This is a genomic window from Cohnella phaseoli, from assembly GCF_003386235.1.
Lineage (GTDB): Bacteria > Bacillota > Bacilli > Paenibacillales > Paenibacillaceae > Cohnella > Cohnella phaseoli.
Genome location: NZ_QRDZ01000001.1, coordinates 420,381 through 435,104, shown reverse-complemented (window position 1 = coordinate 435,104; position 14,724 = coordinate 420,381). Strand labels below are relative to the sequence as shown.

Here is a 14,724-nt window from a genome sequence, read left to right as displayed (position 1 = left end):
TTTATCTCATACTTCGACAATTTTACAGGGTTCCGCGCACTTATTCAAACCTATGCCGCAACCGCGCCGATCAATGACAAAGAAGCATGGCTCTCCCCCGCCTTACGGCGAGAAAATGCGCATGCTCCCATAGCCCGCGATCAGGTTTATCGGTCCAGCTTCACAATCCATAAATCCCGGCCGGCCAGCTCCGCAGCTTCGCTCAGGTTGCGTCCGCTCAACATGTCCACACCCGACTGTACTCCCAAGGCTACCGATACAGCCTCGGCATTATGGTTCAGGACGAACAGATAACTCGTTCCGTCTTTCTCGCGAACCGTCGTCTCGACGCCCTCCGGAGCGGAGGCGACAAGCGGCGCGATACCGCGAGAGGCGCACAGCTTAGGCAGCCAATCCTGCAGGAACGCCGCCTCCGGACTTGTAGCCAAATACCAGGCTTCCCCGTTTCCGAAACGGTTGACTGTCAACGCCGGCATGCCCGCGTAGAAATCTTCCCCATACTCGGCGACAACCTCGGCCCCCTCCGAATGAATAAGATCGCAGAGCATTCCGCAAGCATACGAGGCCTGGAGGCCATCCCCCGGATTTCGGACGACGATCGTATTGCTCTGGCTCGGCAGCAGCGCGTCAATTTCCTCGGCCCAGATGCCCAGCAGCTTGCGCAGCTCTCCCGGATACCCCCCGAGCGTGACCAGATCGCTCTCGTTCACGATACCGCTGAAGAATGTCGTGACGAAGGTCCCTCCGGCCGACACATACTCCTCAAGCTTCTGCGCAATTCCCGGCTTGATCATATACAGCACCGGTGCGATAACGAGGTCGTATCCGCTCAAGTCGGCCTCCAACGAGACGACATCGGCCGCAATGTTCGCTTTGTACAGCGCGTCGTACGCTTTATGCAGCTCTTCGACATACTTTAACGCGACGGTTGGACCGCTGGACAGCTCGACGGCCCACCAGTTGTCCCAGTCGAACAGAATCGCCACCTTCGCCTTCACGCGCGCGTCTAGCAAAGCGTCTCCCAGCTCGAACAGCTCCCGCCCAAGCTCCGCGCACTCCTTGAACACCCGTGTATGCTCGTGGCCGACGTGCTCGATGACCGCGCCATGATACTTCTCGCACGCGCCGATCGAGCGCCGCAGCTGGAAGAACATGACCGTGTCCGCGCCGCGCGCCACCGCTTGGTAGCTCCACAGCCGCATGACGCCGGGACGCTTGAGCGAATTGTAAGGCTGCCAGTTCTGCTGGCTCGGCGTCTGCTCCATTAGCATAAACGGCTGGCCGTCCTTCAGCCCGCGCATCAGGTCGTGCATCATCGCCGTATAGCTGTGCGGCGTATCGAGGCCCGGATAGTTGTCCCACGAGACAACGTCCAGCTCCTTCGCCCACTTGTGGTAATCCAGCTCCTTAAAGGCGCCCATTAAATTCGTCGTCGCCGGAATGTCGGGCGTATGCTTTTTGACTGCGTCGTATTCCAGCTTATAGCACTCCAGCAGACTGTCCGACTGGAAGCGGCAATAATCCAGGGAAATCCCTTGGAAGCTGGTCGCCGTCCGCCCGTTCGGGCCGCGCCATTCCTCGCTGAGCGAGCTTGGCGGAACAATGTCCTCCCAATCGTAAAATTGATGACCCCAGAAAGCCGTGTTCCACGCCCGGTTGACTCTCTCCAGCGACCCGTACCGCTTGCGCAGCCACTCGCGAAAAGCCGCCGCGCAATTGTCGCAGTAGCAGTATCCGCCGTATTCATTGGAAATGTGCCAAATTAGCAATCCCGGATGATCCTTGTAGCGCTCTGCCAGCTTATCCGCCATCCGCACCGAGTATTTCCGGTAGGTCGGACTGTTCGGACAGGAATTGTGGCGGCCGCCGAACTTGCGCTTGCGCCCGTCGAAATCGACTCTTAGCACGTCGGGATATTTTCTGGCCATCCAAGCCGGATGAGCCGCCGTGCTCGTCGCCAGACAGACGCCGACGCCGTCCGCGTGCAGCTTGTCCATCATCTCGTCGAGCCAGCCGAACTCGTACGTATCCTCGTCGGGCTGATTGCGCGCCCATGCGAACACGTTAAGCGTCGCAACGTCGATGCCGGCCAGCTTAAACATTCTCAGATCCTCGTCCCAGACCGGCTTCTCCCATTGATCCGGGTTGTAATCTCCTCCGTACCATATTTTCGGCTTCCGTTCATTGATCATGGAAAGCACCTCATCATATTGTAAAATGTCGTTTATCATTAAATTATATAAGCAATATTTATCCTTATCCTATATAATAAAATGGTTTAGGCATATAAGAATATGGAGGTTGTCTCAGAGTGATACGACGAGTCGTCCCGCCCGTACCGACGGATGCGCTGCCGCTGCAGATGGAAACGATCGGCATCAACCCCGAGCAGGAGCCGATTCAACGGCCCCGCGGTTATCCCTGCTACCACTGGCTGCTTACGCTCGAAGGAGAAGGGGAGCTGCGGGCCGAAGGACGGAGCTTTAAGCTTCCCGAACGGTCCGGCATTTTGCTGCCGCCGGGGAGACGCCATTTCTATTCCGCCAAAAGCCCTCTATGGAAAACGTCTTACGTCACATTCACGGGAACGCTGGCCGACGGACTTGTCTCCGAGCTGATCGGAGCGCTTCCCGGCAAAATCCAATGGGATGGCGACGACAACGCGATCACGGAACAAGTAGACAGCATGCTAAGGCTGGCGGAATTGGGTGTCGACGCGTCGGGCTGGCAGAGCTCTGCGGAGCTGTATCGATTTCTGACGCTGCTGCGAACAAATGGCAGAAGCAACCATCTCCCTTCGTTGAATCAACGGTTGGAGCGCGTGCAGGACCTGCTGCAGTGGCTGGAAAAAGAATACGCCAACCCCGACTTGGGGCTGGCGGCTATGGCGGAGAGATTGGGCATCGGCGAGCGGCAGCTGAATGAGAGGTTCCGCCAATCGTTCGGCCAGACCGCTTACGCCTACCTCATCCAGCTCCGTCTGCGCAAAGCGAAGGAATGGCTGCCCTCCCGCCCCGATTGGAGCGTGCGCCGGATCGGCGAGGCGGTCGGCTTTCGCGATCCGAGCCATTTTGTCGCTACTTTCAGGCAGAAGGAGGGGCTGACGCCCGAGCAGTATCGCAGGCTTCACGGCCCTTCTCCTGTCGTTGCGGACGATGAGGAGGATCTCCGGCTCCATCCGAGAAATAGCGATACGTAGACGATCAGAATCAGCGTCCCGAACAACAGCGTAAATCCGACCGCCTGCCTGTTGATCCCCTCTAATACGCCTTCAAGCAACCGGAACGGGCTGAACAGCACGTCCCAGCTGTTCAGTCGGACGATTCTGCCCAGATAGACGCCGAAGCCGCCCAGGAAGGATACCGTCAGAATGAATATCCATCCCGTCAGCAGCCCGAAGTAATGATTGACAAGCTCATGGAAGTGCCGCATCGACAAATAGCCAAGCAACAGCCCGCACCAGGAAAACAGAAAAAACAAAACGAGATCGTACCACAGCAGCAAGCCGTCCTTATCGTAGCGAATGTAGTAGGTATCGAAGATCAGATGAATAAAATCGGTCGTCAAGTAGGGCGCATTCGGATACAGGAGCAGCCAGGCGACGCCGAGCACGATCAGTCCGGCTCCCAGCATCGCTCCCCGGGCGACGCGAACGAACGTCAAGGCGGTCATCGATACGATCAACGGAAGCCAGGCCAGAAACAAATTCCACAGCAGAAACCGGTACTGCACATCCTCCATACGCAGCGTCCTAATGGCGATTAACACCGCGCATAAGACCGACGTCGCCGCCAACGCGTAAAACAGCGGTTCGACGATCTCCGGAGCGACTCTCGTTTTTCTCGTTTTCTCCACTTTGCTCCTCCTTGCCGAATCCCTCGATTCGCTTTCTTCATAATTACACTAAAAAACCTTGAAGGATTCAAGTCCCTCAAGGTTTGGATGAGAACCGCTCTATTGTTTGCGGGTTAGCACGTCTGCCAATAGATCCACCTGCTTCATCGCGAAGATCGGATCGTTAAACAAAAATTGATCGAAGTCGATGCGATAGACATGATTGTTTTTAACGGCGTCGAGGGATTTCCACAGCCCGCTGTCCAGCAGTTGGCCAACGGCATCCTCTGCGCTGGCATCGGAAGCCAAAATGAGATGGTCGCCTGCAAAGTCCGGTATCGCTTCTTTGGAAATGTTCAGATAGGACGATTCGTCGTCAATGCCGTTAATGAGGTCTGTGAGAACTTTCTCTTGCGGCTTTAAGCCCCAGTAGGAATAAATAATATTGCCTCCCATATTGCGATCCCGGTAGATCATCTGCAGCTTCTCGCTCCGTACGTTCAGAATCGTAAACGTTTCGTCAGGACCGAACTTTTGCAGCACGCGCTCCTTCGTTTGCGCGATTTTATCCTCATACTGCTTAATCCATTGCTCGGCCTCATCCTTCTTGTTCAGCAAATCTCCAACCAGCCGAATATCCTTCACCGGGTCCTGATTGGCTTCGAGAACGACGGTCGGCGCGATTTTACTGAATTTCTCGTACCCTCCGCTTGGCTCCAGATAGGCTTCGATCAGAATGATCAAATCCGGCTCCAAGCCGGCAATGACCTCCAGATTCAGCGGAGCGCCCAGGTCGATGACGCCCGTCGTGTCCATAGCCTTCTCGGAATATTGCAAAATATAGGTCGCGGCGCCGAGCGGGCGCACCCCCAAAGCCAGCATATGTCCAAGATGGTACGCGGTGACGACGCGCTTCGGATTCGTCGGAATTTCCGTCTCTCCGTGCTTATGCTTGTACACTCGAGTTTCGGAGGATGTCTCGGAACTCTGACTGGCGGTAGCGGAAGCGGAATTGACAGCGCTGGCCGCCGCTGGCGCGGAGCTGCCTTCGCTCGCCGAATTGGCGTTGTTGTTCGTTTGACAGGCGCTGACGAGCAGCGATAGACATAGCATGACCAAGGCGGTCATTGAAGATTTGGGGCGGTTGCTTAAAATCAATTGTCTCTCTCCCTCATTATGATAATGATTATCATTTACATTACGATTATAGGAGAGCGACCCGGCCGGAACAATGGAGGATACTGACGCATTTGATGGACTAAGATGGAGAGCGTCGGTTCCGTATTCGCGCCTACGAAATTGCAGCGGGGAAACTCCGAACTGTTTTTTGAATAACCGGCTAAAATAATATACATCCGAGTAGCCTACGGATAGGGCAATGTCCCGCAGATTAAGCTTTGTGGTCAACAAACGACGCTTGGCGTGCTCCATTCGAATTCCGATTATTATTTCGTTCGGGCTTTTGCCGATCTCCGCCTTGAACAGTCTGTACATATAGCTGCTGCTGCAGCCGAGCAGTTCGGCCAATTGCTCCATCGTTACGGCGTCGGCGTAATGCTCGTGGATATAACGAAGCGCGTAGGCCACAAGATCCGAAGGACTTCCTCTGTCTTTGGAATGGTGCAATTGGCTGAGCAACTCGTAGATCATTTCGTACAGCATCGATTTCATCCGAATTTGCACCAATACGCCGGACTGCCGCCATTCCTCGTACATTCGACGAATTAGACTGTGCACAGAACCGGGCTCTGGCAAAATAATAGGATAGACTTTGTCAAATGCCCGCGATTCCGCAAGCAATCTATTAACGGCGGAGCCTGCAGCTACTGCGGGCAGAGTCGCCTTATAGTAAATGAGATAAAACGAAAACTCATGCTTGGCCGGCATAATGTCCATCCCCATTCCTTTACCGGCGTGCAGCAGATGGTGCTTCTTCAAGTAGTATTTGCGGTCGTCGATCTGCACATAGGCGCTGCCGCTGACCGCAAACAAAAAGATGTTCGCGGGAAGCCGATAGGAGAGCCAATCCTGCCCTTCCCACAGCGTGTTATAACGAATATCCCATACATTTACGGCCGCGCTGCTCCACAGCAGCCTCTGCTCGTCCCAATTCAATGCCTGCACCTCGCCCTGCCGTTTCGGAATTGGGGTTATTGTAATCGATAATGATTCTCACTTCAAGCCCGCAATTCGATCGAGTTGTCGCAGCGAATGCCAAAATGGCGTTAAGCCTGCATGTTTGCAAGCTTAACGCCATCCGTCGAACCTTTCTCTTTTACGAACCGGCTTTCTCTAGCAGCATTCGGGCGATTTCATTGATTTGCAACTTGAGGGAAATCGGATCGTTCCCCCAGAACAACTCGGGGTCCAGTTGAAATACGCGATCGTTTTTCACCGCATCCAACGATTTCCACAGCTTTTCATCGCTTCCCCAAACCTCGGATATCATCTGACCCTGATCCAGGAAAATATAATCGCCGGCGTAATCGTCGACCACCTCGTAGGAGATTTGTCTGTATGCCTCTTTGCCGATCATCTCCTCTTTCTGCTTTGCAGGAGGCGTCAGCTGCAAATGAGTGTAGATCGCTTCGCCGCCGCGGTACCCGCCGTCGCCGTATACGTAAAACCCCTTATCAACTACGAACACGCCCATTAAGGAGAACGTCGCAGCGGGATCGATCACCTTTTCCAGCTTCGCCCGCGCATCCGCTGCAGTCTGATCCAGGTCCGCCAACCACGTCTTCGCTTCCTCCTGCTTGCCCAAGGCGTCACCAAGGAAGTTCAACGTCTCGTGAATGCTTGAGAAATGACCGTAGGGAATCGCTAGCGTCGGGGCGATCTTCTCGTATTGCTCCAAAATCGCCTTATCGGACACCCACGTGACAATCAAATCCGGCTCCAACGCCAATATGGCTTCCAAGGAGCGCTCTCCCGTGTTGGCGATTCCGGCAATTTGGTCCTGAATGACTTTATTCTCCAGTTCCCATTGCGTAGCTCCTACCGGCTTCACGCCAAGAACGAGCAATTCCGGCAAATAGCCGTCGGTCACAATTTTTACGGGATGCGTCGGAATTTCGATCTCCCCCAGAGGCGCGGCCACTTTCTTCGTAGTCGCTTCGGCTTCAGCACTCTCGCTTGGAGCCGCAGAGGACGCAACCGGCGTCGCAGTGCCCGCTTGTCGATTCCCCTCGTTCCCGCCATTACCGCATGCCGTGACGAATAACGCAACCAACATCAAACCTATCATCGTTTTCCATACCAAAGAATGTTTCAACTCTTGACCCTCCATTAATAATGATAATCATTCTCGAATGAATTTCATTGTAACGGTTGGTCTTCAGGAAAGTCGATGTATTTCTATTGGATATCCTTATGGTAAAATCGTTGGATTTCGACCTCTTTTTCTATCAGCGAGACAAGAATAGCCAGCTGTTTTAGCAGCGCTGCGCCGTCGTCCAGCCAAAATTCGTTCAAGCTTAGCAGGTATAAACGGCAGCCGCGGCGGTTGACCAGCTCTCGCCAGATTTCGCGCTGCATAAGCCGCTCCCGATAGCTTTCCGGCTCGTCCGAAGGAACAATGAGAAACATATGATCGGCGGCATAGTCCGCAAGCTCGTCTTCTTGAATGTGACTCGGCTCGTTCGGCCCCAGCACCTCTTCCTCGATGCGAGCCTGCGGGCTTAGCCCAAGCGACGAATAGACGTTGTACGCCGAGCGAACGGGCCAATGCGGAAGCATCCATTGATTTCCGTTCCATAGCTCGTATAAACCGACTGTCTCGTTCGCGGAAAGAAGCTCCCTGACTCTCTCCTTCGCAATTTTCGCTTGTCGTCGATAGACATCGATCCACCGCTTTGCCTGAACCTCTCTGCCCAGCAGCTTTCCAAGCTCGTCTATTTCCTCAAGCTTATTCAGCCTGCCCCATGGAAAAGAAACGACGGGCGCAACGGCTTCCAGCGCATGAAGAACGTCGGGGATGTTGTAGTAGTAAGAGGGAACGAGAATGAGCTCCGGCTTCAGAGCCATCAGCAGTTCAATTTGACCGATCTCTTCCATTACCGTCATCTTCGTCAATTGTTCGCGCAACAGGAGACTGGAGCGAAGCACCTCTCTCGTTCCCGCCAAAGGAACGATATCCAGCGCCAGCAGGGCCCCGTAAAATTGCATGGCCGCTATCCGCGTCGCGCCTCGCAGCGTCCTGAATCGGGAGGGCGACATCCCCGCGCACTTCTTGAACGCCTTCCCGAAATACGAGCTGTCCGAAAACCCGACCTTAAACGCGATGTCTCCCGCGATATCCGACGAGCTAAGCAATTGACGCTTCGCTTCGTCGATTCGCACCCGGCTGACATAGTCCCCAAAGCTCCACCCCGTTTCCTTGCGGAACAGGGATGAGAAATAGCTTTCGTTAAAGCCTGTCAACCGGGCGACCGTCGAGCGGGAAAGCGGCTTGTCATAGTTGCTTTCAATATACTCCGCCGCTTGGCGGATCGCGCGATCGCGCTGGGGAAAAGCCGCGCCGTACAAATCGTTGGCCGTCAGCGCCTCCATTAAGCTGCGCAAATCTTCATGCTTTTTGCGGGAGCTCGAATGATGAGCGTCTTGATTGGCGGAATGAAGCGCGGTTTGCAACAAGTCGGTCGTATGGCGGGTTAAATCGAGAATGCGCCCGTGTTCGGGCAAGTGCTCGCTGTCCGCCGAATAACGCAGTTGATCGTCATCTTTGGCAGACAAGCGATAGCACCTAAAAACGAGGGCATACACCTCTCCAAGCTCCCCCGGCTCCGTCGGAAGCAGACGAAATTCGCAATCGGGATCGCGCAGCATCATCATCTGTTTGCAGCGAAGATCGTATGTTCGATCGCCCAACTTCACCTGCACGTCGTCGGTCGGAATAAGCAGCGCTAGCGAATTCGAAATAGCGCGAAGGGGATAATCATGTCCCGTCACAAGCTTTGCTTCGATCAGTTCGTATAAAAATGGAATCATGGTTCCTCCGTAGACGCTTCGATAAGATCAGCCTGCCTCCCCTCACTGAATCGCGAAAAAACCGATACCTAAGGCGAACGGCGGCTCACGCCTTCCATTCTACCAAGGATCGGCTTCTTTTCGTAATACATATTCCTTCGCTTGCGTTTTATCCGCCTGTACCGGCCGCGTTCAGCTGCTCCAGCTTACGTACGTATTTACACACAGTCGCCACATAGGTGGCGTGCGACCAGGTGAGCGGAGCGACCGACAACGGCTCGCCCGTCTCCGGATGAAGCTGCTCCGGCAGATTGCCGCCAGCGAGCGCGAAGCCCGCGACCTTCTCCAGCGTGCGGCGCGGCTCCCCCAGCGCTGCAGGGTCTTGGGCCGTCTCGATCTGGAAGTTCGCGACCCACAGCGTACAGATGATCCACGGGTTTCCCGGAATCCGCTCGATGTCGTCCGATTGGCGGAAATAGTAGTCGTTCGTATAGCGAGCGATACCGCCGATGGAGGTGTTGATCCGCAGCTTCTCCGAGATCGCCTGCATCGTCTTGGCGACCCGGTCGTTGTCCGCCGGGAATACGCCGAACTCGAACAGGCCGAACAGGCTGCTCTCCACCGTCATATCCTTCACCCAATGGCCGTCCTGCTGTACAAGCCCTCGCGCGTACCGTCCCGCCTCTTCGTCCCACAGCCGCTCTTCGATGCCGCGCTTGATGCGCTCGGCAACCTCGCGATATTGATCGCTGCGGTCGTAGTCCCCGAACAGGTCGGCGAAATAAGCGGCCGCCATCAGGCCTCCGTATACCGAAGCAACCGTATACGTCCAGATGCCGTAGCGCTCCTCCCACAGATCGTAGCTCGGCTTCGGCAAATCCAGCTCCGGCTCCATGTAGTCGCACAGAAAGGCGGAGGCTTTGCGGATCAGCGTACTGTACAACGACTGCGCGAGCTCGATCTCACCGTGTCGCGCGTAATCCTTCCAGAGCGCGTACAGCACAAGTCCCGTCTCGTCCTCTTGAATCGGCAGTCGCGGAACTCCGTTCACGACATAAGGGTGCCAGCTTGAGCCGACCGTGCCGTCCGGGTTGTACTTATGCTGAAGATAGCCTTCCGGAGACAGGTTGCGCCCGCAGAACTGGAAGAACGGAGCTATCGTCCTGTGGTAACCCGCTAGCGACATCGCGTCCGCGATCAACGCCCCGTCCCGCGGCCACATATAGCTGTAGTGGTCGCGGTTGTATTGCAGGATGTCCGTGTCGTTCGCCGCGATGATGGCGCCGCGCTCGTCGGTCTGCGTCTTGACGATCAGCAGGCTGTGCTTGAATTGGCGGACGACGGCCGTCGGCAAATCGCCAAAGCTGCCGCCGGCCCGCGACAGCCATTGATTCCAGTAGATGACGATGCGGCTGAGCAGCTTCTCCGGATGGCTGTCCTGCACGTATTGATCCAGCCGCTTGACCTCCTCCATGCTCTCGCCCACAGACATCCAATAATAGATCGTGCGCTCGCTGCCGACCGGAACCGACGTGCGGAAGCTGATCGTACTATCGACCGATCCCTGCGCGATCGCGTTGCCCATCAGCTCTCCGTCCTCGGCGTCCCTCCAAGTTCCCTCTGCGGAGTGAAACCTTTTGATGCCGGTGGAAAACTGGTAGATGCCGCCCTGATCCGAACGCCCGTTAAACATGAAATACGACGATCTCTTATAGTGAAAAACGGTGCGGTTGCTCGGATAAAACGCGGCGGTATCCCCGACCTCGTTGCCGTCGATCATCAGGTCATGGTGGAAAAACACCCGGACATCCCGTTCGTACTCCCGCAAATTCCGCACAACGACGCGTTTTAAGTAAATGCTCTCCCTTTGGTGTATGCCGTCGTTAAGCTGCAGCTCCAGTCCCAGCCGCTCGTGGCGGGCCGTGACGTTCGTGACAAGCGAGTCTTCGACGTAGCCGAGCTCGATGCTCCACTCCGGATCGTCCAGCCAGGCGAACAGGCCGTCGCACCATACGCCAAACCGGCAGGCGTGTCCGCCGACGTGATTAAGCTGTCCCACATACGGAAAATAAACGTCCCGAATGAAGCAGCGATTATCCAGATTAACGAGCATTTTTCCATTTCCGATGACCAGATGACGTGCCATGCTATCCTCTCCCTCTTAGCTGACAAGCTCGCGATATAATTTGCAATAAAGTTCAGCAGATGATTCCCATCCGTAATCGTTCTTGGCGCCGTTAGCCACGATTCGTTCCCAATGCTCGGCGTCGCCGTAGAACGACAGCGCGCGGCGAATCGTGTACAGCATATCGTGCGCCGTCGGCGGGCCAAACGTAAAACCGTTTCCCGTACCGGTATATTCGTTATACGGCGCAACCGTGTCTTTCAGCCCGCCCGTCTCGCGCACGATCGGCACCGACCGATAACGCAAGGCGATCAGTTGGCTGAGACCGCACGGCTCAAAGCGCGAAGGCATCAGATACAAGTCCGAAGCCGCATAAATCCGTCTCGCCAAGCCTTCGTTAAAGCCGAACCAGATCGCCATCTTGTCCCGGTTGGCGGGCAGCGCGCCGCGCAGCATGTCCTCGATGCCCGGCTCTCCCGAGCCGAGGACGACGAGCTGGATGCGCTCCTTAAGCAGCTCCGACAGCGCCTCTGCGATCAGATCGAAGCCCTTCTGCTGCGTCAATCGCGAGACGATCCCGATCAGCGGCACGCCGGCGTCCTCCGGCAAACCCAGCTCGCGCTGCAGCGCGAGCTTGTTCCGGCGCTTCTTCTCGAGCGAGTCGCGGTAATTGACCGCCAGATTAGGATCGGTCATCGGATTGTATACTTCCGTGTCGATGCCGTTCAGAATGCCCCAGAGGTCGTGCGAGCGCTGGCGAATGACGCCGTCCAGCTTCTCTCCGTACTCTTCGGACTGAATCTCCCGGGCGTACGTGAAGCTCACCGTAGACAGCTTGTCCGCAAAGCGCAGCCCCCCCTTCATGCAGCTCGCCGCGCCGTAAAACTCCAGGCTGTCCTCCGTAAAAGAATCGTCGCCGGTCGTCAGCAGCTCCTGCAGCAGCTCGCGGGAAAACACGCCCTGATACTGCAGATTATGAATCGTATATACGGTTCGAATGTTCCGATATCCCGGACGATTCGCGTATCTTGTTTTCAGCAGGAACGGAATTATCCCAGTCTGCCAGTCGTGGCAGTGCAGAATGTCGGGCATCCGTCCCAGCTTGTCCAGCATTTCCAGCACGGCGACGCTGAAGAAGACGAACCGCTCCGCCTCGTCGCCGTAGCCGTACAGCTGTCCCCGCTTAAAGTAAAATTCGTTGTCGATTAGAAGGAAGCGAACTCCGTCGACGACTACTTCCTGAATGCCGCAATACTGTCTACGCCACCCAAGCTGCACCTCCGTGACGGCGATCGTCTTGGCGGCCTCCGCGATCTCTTGCGGAATCGTCTCGTACTTGGGCAGAACGACCGTCACCTCCGCCCCCAGCTTGGCGAGCGCCTTGGGGAGGGCGCCGACGACGTCGGCCAGCCCTCCGGTTTTGACGAGCGGCATCGCCTCCGACGCCGCGAACATCACTCTCATTCGTCTACCTCCATTGTTTGCTTCGATCGACATGCCCGTTGACTCCCGACGGCTTAAATCACTTTGCGCTTCAACGCGATAAACGGCACTTCCGACGAGCCTCGAAGCTGCACCTGCGGACGGATCTCCACCTCTTTGTCGAGTATGCAGTTTTCCAGCACGCCGTTCTCTCCGATAATGCCGTTCTGCATGACGATGCTGTTGCGAACGACCGCTCCCTTAGCGACTTTAACCCCGCGGAACAGAATGCTGCCCGTCACTTCGCCTTCGATGTCGCAGCCGTTGGCGATGAGCGAATTCGACACGTCCGCCCCGCCTCGATAATGCGTAGGCGGCTCGTCCTTGACTTTCGTATAGATCGAGCCCGGCTTGAAGAACAGCTCCCGCCACACCTCCGGCCGCAGCAGCTCCATGCTGTGCTGATAATAAGCGGCGATGTTGTTAACGACGCCCAGCACTCCTTCATGCATATAGGCGCGAACGTTCAGTTGGTGCAATCTGGTTAGAATCGAATGTCTGACGAAATGATCGCGTCCTTGAGCCAGCGAGGTCTCCACCAGATCGAGCAGCAGCTCCTTGCTGAGCACGTACATCTCCATCGACACAATGTCGCTGTCCAAACGGCCAAAGTGATCCTGCATCTCCACGATTCGTCCCGTGTCGTCCAGCTTCGCTTTGCGAGCGAGGCCCGGCGTCCCCTCCGGCGTCTGTTTGCAGACGACGGTAATATCCGCCCCGGATTCCCGGTGCTGGTCCAACACCTTCGCGAAGTCGACGTTGGACACCATATGGCTGCGAGAGATGACGACGTATTCCAGCGGCGTACGGGTAAAGTAATCGCGATTGCGGTAAAAGTGATACAGATCGCCCTTGCCGAAATCGGTCTGGTCATCCATCGACGGCGGAAGCACGAACAGTCCGCTCATCTTGCGATGCAAATCCCAGTTCGCCCCGGAGCCGAGGTGATCCATCAGCGGACGAAACTTCCGGTGGGCGAATACGGCAACGTTAGGTATGCCGGAATTGACCATGGAGGACAACGCGAAATCAATGAGCCGGTATCTGCCGCCGAACGGCACCGACGCCAGACAGCGATTGGCCGTCAACGCCTCCATCTCGTCCGCTTCGTGAATCAAATTGATGACGCCCATCATTGGCAGCTTCATACCGTTTCAGCCTCCTTGTCGTCTGCCGTCAGGCATATCGTCTCTCCGCTTCCTACAACCGCGATGTCCACTGCGTCGACACTGCCGAGCTGGCAGCCGTCTCCGACAATCGCGCCTTCGCCGATGATCGCGCGGATGATTTTGGCATTGCGGCCGACGACCGCTCCCGGCATCAGAATCGAATCCTCGACGAGACTGCCCTCTCCGACGCGTGCGCCGTTAAACAGTACGGAGCGATTAATCGCGCCTTCGACGACGCAGCCTTCGTTGATCAGCGAGCTTTGCACCTTGGCGGACGGCGACACGTATTGCGCCGGCTGGTTCGGATTCGAGGTGAAAATGCGCCACGAACGATCGTTTAGCTGCAGCGATGGACGCTCCTCCAGCAAATCCATGTTCGCTTCCCACAAACTGTCGATCGTGCCGACGTCCTTCCAATAATCGTTGAATGTGTAGGAGAACAGCCGCGCGTCTTCCGCAAGCAGAGTCGGAATAATGTCCTTGCCGAAGTCGTTGGACGACTGCGCATTTGCCTCGTCGCGAATCAGCGATTCTTTCAGCACCGACCAGTTGAACATATAGACGCCCATCGACGCCAGGTTGCTCGTCGGATTTTTCGGTTTCTCCGCGAATTCGACGATGCGTCCTTCCTCGTTCACCTTCATGATGCCGAAGCGGCTGGCGTCCGCCCACGGCACGCTGATGACGGCAATCGTCGCATCCGCGTTGTTTTTCTTGTGGGCCTCTAGCAGCAGATCGTAATCCATTTTATAAATGTGGTCCCCAGAAATGATCAATACGTATTCGGGATCGTAGCTTTCAAGGAACCCGAGGTTTTGGTAGATGGCGTTGGCCGTGCCTTTGTACCAGGTCCCTCCCTTCTGGCGGACGTAAGGAGGCAGAACATGCATCCCTCCGTCGCGCCGGTCGAGCCCCCAAGGAGAGCCGATGCCCAAATGCTGCGTCAGCACGAGAGGCTGGTATTGCGTCAGCACGCCGACCGTTTCGATCCCGGAATGCACGCAGTTGCTGAGCGTAAAATCGATAATGCGGTATTTCCCTCCGAAGGGAACGGCGGGCTTCGCCAGATCTTTCGTGAGAACGCCCAATCGGCGTCCTTCGCCTCCGGCGAGCAGCATGGCGATGCATTCGTTTTTGCGCATGCAC

At 56.1% G+C, this 14,724-nt stretch carries 10 protein-coding genes; 1 reads left to right on the top strand and 9 read right to left on the bottom strand.

Annotated elements, in window-relative coordinates; genetic code table 11:
- Window positions 1-146: 146 nt before the first annotated feature.
- Window positions 147-2,192 carry a beta-galactosidase gene (locus DFP98_RS01820; RefSeq protein ID WP_116058837.1) on the bottom strand — a complete coding sequence of 682 codons (2,046 nt, stop codon included), beginning with the start codon at window positions 2,190-2,192 and terminating at the stop codon, window positions 147-149.
- Between the two features lie 119 nt (window positions 2,193-2,311).
- On the opposite strand from DFP98_RS01820, the gene DFP98_RS01815 reads away from it, so the two are divergent.
- The gene (locus DFP98_RS01815) at window positions 2,312-3,199 is read left to right on the top strand and encodes a helix-turn-helix domain-containing protein (RefSeq protein WP_246016370.1); all 888 of its coding nucleotides are present in this window, start codon (window positions 2,312-2,314) and stop codon (window positions 3,197-3,199) included.
- Here DFP98_RS01815 and DFP98_RS01810 read toward each other — a convergent pair.
- The 8 genes from DFP98_RS01810 to DFP98_RS01775 all read right to left on the bottom strand — a co-directional run bounded on the left by DFP98_RS01810 (window position 3,127) and on the right by DFP98_RS01775 (window position 14,720).
- Entirely contained in the window at window positions 3,127-3,855 is a 729-nt protein-coding gene (locus tag DFP98_RS01810) for a DUF1361 domain-containing protein (protein ID WP_116058836.1), read from the bottom strand. The genes DFP98_RS01815 and DFP98_RS01810 overlap by 73 nt on opposite strands.
- Window positions 3,856-3,954: 99 nt before the next feature.
- Complete coding sequence (locus DFP98_RS01805; protein ID WP_147310115.1) at window positions 3,955-5,958, bottom strand: AraC family transcriptional regulator; 2,004 nt, start codon at window positions 5,956-5,958, stop codon at window positions 3,955-3,957.
- Between the two features lie 151 nt (window positions 5,959-6,109).
- Window positions 6,110-7,108: an ABC transporter substrate-binding protein gene (locus tag DFP98_RS01800; protein ID WP_181917428.1), complete on the bottom strand. Its 999-nt coding sequence runs from the start codon at window positions 7,106-7,108 to the stop codon at window positions 6,110-6,112.
- Between the two features lie 83 nt (window positions 7,109-7,191).
- Window positions 7,192-8,823, bottom strand: a complete 1,632-nt coding sequence (locus DFP98_RS01795) for an AraC family transcriptional regulator (RefSeq protein ID WP_116058833.1) — start codon at window positions 8,821-8,823, stop codon at window positions 7,192-7,194.
- Between the two features lie 148 nt (window positions 8,824-8,971).
- Window positions 8,972-10,948, bottom strand: coding sequence for a glycoside hydrolase family 15 protein (locus DFP98_RS01790; protein ID WP_116058832.1), 1,977 nt, complete (start codon window positions 10,946-10,948; stop codon window positions 8,972-8,974).
- Between the two features lie 15 nt (window positions 10,949-10,963).
- Entirely contained in the window at window positions 10,964-12,391 is a 1,428-nt protein-coding gene (glgA, locus tag DFP98_RS01785) for a glycogen synthase GlgA (protein ID WP_116058831.1), read from the bottom strand.
- A 53-nt stretch (window positions 12,392-12,444) separates the two neighbouring features.
- Window positions 12,445-13,557 carry a glucose-1-phosphate adenylyltransferase subunit GlgD gene (gene glgD / locus DFP98_RS01780; protein WP_181917427.1) on the bottom strand — a complete coding sequence of 371 codons (1,113 nt, stop codon included), beginning with the start codon at window positions 13,555-13,557 and terminating at the stop codon, window positions 12,445-12,447.
- The gene (locus DFP98_RS01775) at window positions 13,554-14,720 is read right to left on the bottom strand and encodes a glucose-1-phosphate adenylyltransferase (RefSeq protein WP_116058830.1); all 1,167 of its coding nucleotides are present in this window, start codon (window positions 14,718-14,720) and stop codon (window positions 13,554-13,556) included. Before DFP98_RS01775 ends, glgD begins: the two co-directional genes overlap by 4 nt.
- Window positions 14,721-14,724: the final 4 nt, after the last annotated feature.

What these genes read in the sequence shown, in the direction of transcription:
- DFP98_RS01820 (WP_116058837.1), bottom strand. Translation starts at nt 2,192, where the DNA reads ATGATCAATGAACGGAAGCCGAAAATATGGTACGGAGGAGATTACAAC.
- DFP98_RS01795 (WP_116058833.1), bottom strand. Translation starts at nt 8,823, where the DNA reads ATGATTCCATTTTTATACGAACTGATCGAAGCAAAGCTTGTGACGGGA.
- DFP98_RS01790 (WP_116058832.1), bottom strand. Translation starts at nt 10,948, where the DNA reads ATGGCACGTCATCTGGTCATCGGAAATGGAAAAATGCTCGTTAATCTG.
- glgA (WP_116058831.1), bottom strand. Translation starts at nt 12,391, where the DNA reads ATGAGAGTGATGTTCGCGGCGTCGGAGGCGATGCCGCTCGTCAAAACC.
- glgD (WP_181917427.1), bottom strand. Translation starts at nt 13,557, where the DNA reads ATGAAGCTGCCAATGATGGGCGTCATCAATTTGATTCACGAAGCGGAC.
- DFP98_RS01775 (WP_116058830.1), bottom strand. Translation starts at nt 14,720, where the DNA reads ATGCGCAAAAACGAATGCATCGCCATGCTGCTCGCCGGAGGCGAAGGA.